Genomic DNA, 4,099 nt, shown 5'->3' on the forward strand with positions numbered 1-4,099 from the left:
AAAGCGCGATTCGCTAGCTTCCGTGACTTCGCAAAATTACCGTCCTGCCACTTGGTCGCACGAAAACGGGCCCGCCTCGGGGTGAGGCGGGCCCGGGCTGGGGACTGGGAAAGTCGTTAGATGCCGATCGAGCCGCTGGTCGAGCCTGACCCGCTGCCGCTCGCCGAACCAGACGCGCTACCGCTGGCTGAGCCGTTGACCGATCCGGCGGCGTTGCCGGCCGCGTTGCCCGCGGCGTTGGCGGCGTTGGCGGCACCGGCGGCACGGCCGCGCAGCTCACCGGCAGCGCTGGTCGCGCGGTCGCGGACGTTGCCAACCGCCGACTGGACGGCGTCGGTCCCGATCAACTGCGCCGAACCGCCGGCATTGCCGCTGCCCGAAACGCTTCCGGCGAGGCCCTGGGTCGCGCCTTCGACGGTGCCGGCGAGGCCGACATTACCGCTCGCCGAACCGCTCCCGGTGTCGATCGAGCGCGACGCGCCGACGCTGCCGGTGACCGCACCGTTGACGGTACGCTGGATCTCGCCAAGGCCGCCGCCCGCGTTACCGCTTAAGGTCCCGCCAAGCGCGCCGCTGACCGCGCCGCCGAGACCGCCGCCGAGTCCGCCAGCGCTGCCACCAAGGTTGCCGCCGGTGACGCCGCTGACCATGCCGCCGACTGAACCGAGCAGCTGGGCCGAGGCCGGGGCGGCGAGGGTCGCGGCGACGGCGACCGAAAGCGCGATGAGTGTCTTCATGTCATTTCTCCTGTGCATCGAAATTGCATGGGGAAAACGACCGCCGCCTCGCGTTTCATCCCGATCACCGCGAATTATTTCGCGCCGACGCTGCGCGGGTCGATGCGGCACTCACCGCAGACGATGCCGCGTCCGACCTTGCCCTTGCCCGGTCGTGCTTCGCCGGCAAGCCGGTCGGGCGAACCATTGGCGGCCAATCGCGCTGCGACCAGCGGGGCGGCGAAACTGGTGCCACGGATCCGGGCATAGCCCGACCCGGGCAGCGCGGCGGCGAGGTCGGCGCCGGGGGCGGCAAAGTCGATGTGAGTCGCGCGCCCGGCCTCAACCAGCGCCTTGCCCTTGGCATCGACTCCGGTCACCGCCACCACTCCGGGGTAGCTCGCGGGATATTGCGGCGGGGCGGCGGGGCCGTCGTTGCCGATAGCGGCGACGATCATAATGCCGCGGCTTCGCAGCGCGCCGATCGCGCGTTCAATGACGCGGTTGGCGGGGCCGACCAGGCTGATATTGATTAGCTGCGGGTTCTTGCTCGCCGCCCAGCCCATCGCGCGGACGATCGTCAGTGCCGAGCCCGATGCCGGGTTGCCGCCATAAACATCGCCGACGAACAGGCTGGCGCCGCGCGCCGCGCCTCTGAACGCGCCCTGGTCGCCGACCAACAACGAGGCAACCGCGGTGCCGTGTCCGGTCGCTGAGGCGGGGCCAGCGAAGCCTTTCTGCTCGATCGAGGCGCCGGCCATCGACGGGTGGGAGGCGACCCCACCATCGATCATCGCGATCCGTGTCCCGCGCGGCGCGGTCCCGTTTGCCAGCCGCGCCATCGACGGCGCCAGCGCGCCCCCGGCGGGCTCGTAGATATGGTCGAAGTCGGCATTCAGCGACGGCGCCGAGCGGTGCAGCGCGTCGAGCGCCTTGCGCGGATTCATTCGCGCCGGAACACTCAGGCTGACCAGCCGTAGGCCGAGTTGGTCCTCGTGGTCATCGGCGAGCACACGAAAGCCCGCGGCCGTGGCGGCGGAGAGGCTGGCGGGGTCGGGGTCGACCGCGATCAACCGGTCGCGGCGCACCGGATTGCCGGCCCCGTCGCGGTCAAGCTCGGTGCGATGCGCCTCGACCAGCAGCGACAGTCGCAGCCGCCGCAAATCGACCAGCGAGTCGGCGGTGTCGGCGACGGAATTGGCCAGATGGTCGATCCGGTCGAACGCACCGCCGACCAATGCGTGACGCTGCGCCGCCTGCGCCGGCGAAGTGGCGCTGATCACACCGCCCGGTATGCCGCTGATCGTTCGGCCGATCCCGCCACCGAGGCTGCCGACCTCGTTCCCCAAGCCGCCGACCGCGCCGCCAAGCCCGCCGCCCAGCAGCTGAGCCGCAACCGGAGCCGCGGCGAAGAGGGCCGCGGCGCTGAGTAGGGCGAGGGACAAACGAATGGCCATGAAGTATCCTTTTATCTAGATGACGGGATGAAACGACCGCCGGCCCTCGTTTCATCCCCATGAGGTGGCATGGTTTCCAATATCGAGTTCGAACAGGAACTTCGCAACCACTGGCTGCGGCTGCGTCGGTTCGCCTTTGCGCTCAGTCACAATGGCGCGGATGCCGACGACTTGGTCCAGGCGACGGTCGAGCGCGCTCTTCGGTCGGCGGCGCAGTGGCAAGCGGGAACGCGCTTCGATTCATGGATGTTCCGCATCGCGCGCAATCTGTGGATCGACACGGTGCGCGCACGGGGCCGCCGGATTTCGCGGTTCGTGCCCGAGGAATTGGGCGCCGATGTCGGATTCGACCCGCGCGCCGCCACCGACGCCGCGATCGACCTCAAGCGTGCGATGGCGGCAATGCAGCAACTGCCCGCCGAACAGCGGGAGGTGGTGGCGCTGATCCTCGTCGACGGGCTTGGCTACCGCGAGGCGGCCGAAGCGCTCGACCTCCCCATCGGGACAGTGTCAAGCCGGCTCGTGCGCGGTCGCAAGGCGTTGCTGGCGCTGTTAGGAGAGAAGGACGGATCCGGTGACTGACGAGGAGGAATTTTTCGCTTGGCTCGATGGTGAGCTCGACGGCGAGGCGGCGGCCAAGGTCGAGGCGCGCGTTGCCGCCGATCCGGCGCTGGCCAAGCAGGCGCGAGCGCATCGCGCACTGGGTGCCGGGCTGCGTGGCGCGTTCGATCCGGTGATGGAGGCGGCCGCGCCCGATCACTTCGGCGCAGCGCCCATCGACCTGGGCCAGGCGCGCGAGCGGTTGCGGCAGAAGCGGCCGGGCCCCTTGCCGCAATGGGCGGCGATCGCCGCGACGCTGGCGCTCGGGATCGGGCTCGGCACCACCATCGGCTCGCGCGGCAGCGATGCGCCGACCGCGATCGAAGGCGGTAAGCTGGTCGCCGCGGCGGGGCTTCGGCAGGCGCTCGACCGCCAGCTGGCGAGCGCCGATCAGCGCGGCACGCCGACCCGCATCGGCCTTACCTTTCGTAACCATGATGGCGCGCTGTGCCGCAGCTTCGGTGGCCGCGACGGCACCGGCCTGGCCTGCCGCTCAGGCGACAAGTGGCGGGTTGAGGCGCTGTTCGGGCCGGTCAACGGTGCTGATGAGTATCGCGCTGCGTCGGCCGGAGATCCGCGGCTCGGCGACCTGATCGACCAAGGTATCGAGGGCGACCCGCTCGATGCCGCGCAGGAACGCGAAGCGCAGTCGCGTAACTGGCGTTAGCGGGTAATTTGGAGCCGCAGGGTGTCGTCTGACGGGGGGAGGCTGGTTCAAGACCGCATCTCCAGACCCTGACTGCTCAATTTCCGCTAGTCGACGACTTTATCAAAGGCAGCAAAAAGGCCCCGCGATCGCTCGCGGGGCCTTGCTTGTTTCAGCCTGTCGTCGTGACGCTCAGTCGTCGTCGCGCTGCAGGAACGCCGGGGCGAACTCGGGGGCGGGGCCGCCCTCGTCCTTGGCGCCGTTGCCGCCTTCGCGATCACGACGCGGACCACGATCGCCGCCCTCACCGCGCGGGCCACGATCACCGCCGCCTTCGCGGCGCGGACCGCGATCTCGGTCGCCGCCGCCGCCGTCACGGCGCGGGCCACGATCACCGCCGCCGCCGCCGCCTTCGCGACGCGGACCACGATCGCCGCCGCCGCCGCCATCGCGACGCGGACCACGATCACGATCGCCGCCACGCGGACGATCGCCGCCCTCGCGCGCTTCCCGCGGCGGCCGGCTGTCCTCGAGCTCGACGCCGGTTTCCTGGTCGACGACGCGCATCGACAGGCGGACCTTGCCGCGCTGGTCGACCTCGAGCAGCTTGACCTTGACCTCCTGGCCCTCGGTCAGCACGTCGCGGACATTCTCGACCCGCCCGCTCTGGATTTCGCTGA

General features: G+C 70.2%; 5 protein-coding genes. 2 read left to right on the forward strand and 3 right to left on the reverse strand.

The annotated features are described in order from the left end of the window. Positions 1 to 116 precede the first annotated feature (116 nt). Positions 117 to 737 carry a hypothetical protein gene (locus RMN84_RS11260; protein ID WP_309612260.1) on the reverse strand — a complete coding sequence of 207 codons (621 nt, stop codon included), beginning with the start codon at positions 735 to 737 and terminating at the stop codon, positions 117 to 119. Between the two features lie 74 nt (positions 738 to 811). Continuing rightward, entirely contained in the window at positions 812 to 2,173 is a 1,362-nt protein-coding gene (locus tag RMN84_RS11265) for a S8 family serine peptidase (RefSeq protein WP_309612261.1), read from the reverse strand. Between the two features lie 81 nt (positions 2,174 to 2,254). Between RMN84_RS11265 and RMN84_RS11270 the strand changes: the two genes are divergently transcribed. Continuing rightward, positions 2,255 to 2,755: an RNA polymerase sigma factor gene (locus RMN84_RS11270; RefSeq protein ID WP_405051483.1), complete on the forward strand. Its 501-nt coding sequence runs from the start codon at positions 2,255 to 2,257 to the stop codon at positions 2,753 to 2,755. Beyond that, positions 2,748 to 3,440 (forward strand): anti-sigma factor, encoded by a 693-nt coding sequence (locus RMN84_RS11275; protein ID WP_309612263.1) that lies wholly within the window; start codon positions 2,748 to 2,750, stop codon positions 3,438 to 3,440. The genes RMN84_RS11270 and RMN84_RS11275 overlap by 8 nt, the downstream gene beginning before the upstream one ends. A 171-nt stretch (positions 3,441 to 3,611) precedes the next feature. On the opposite strand, the gene RMN84_RS11280 is transcribed toward RMN84_RS11275, so the two are convergent. Next, positions 3,612 to 4,099 (reverse strand): S1 RNA-binding domain-containing protein (locus RMN84_RS11280; protein WP_309612264.1); only part of this gene is annotated, 488 nt, incomplete at its 5' end.

The organism is Sphingomonas sp. (assembly GCF_031380695.1).
Classification (GTDB): domain Bacteria; phylum Pseudomonadota; class Alphaproteobacteria; order Sphingomonadales; family Sphingomonadaceae; genus Sphingomicrobium.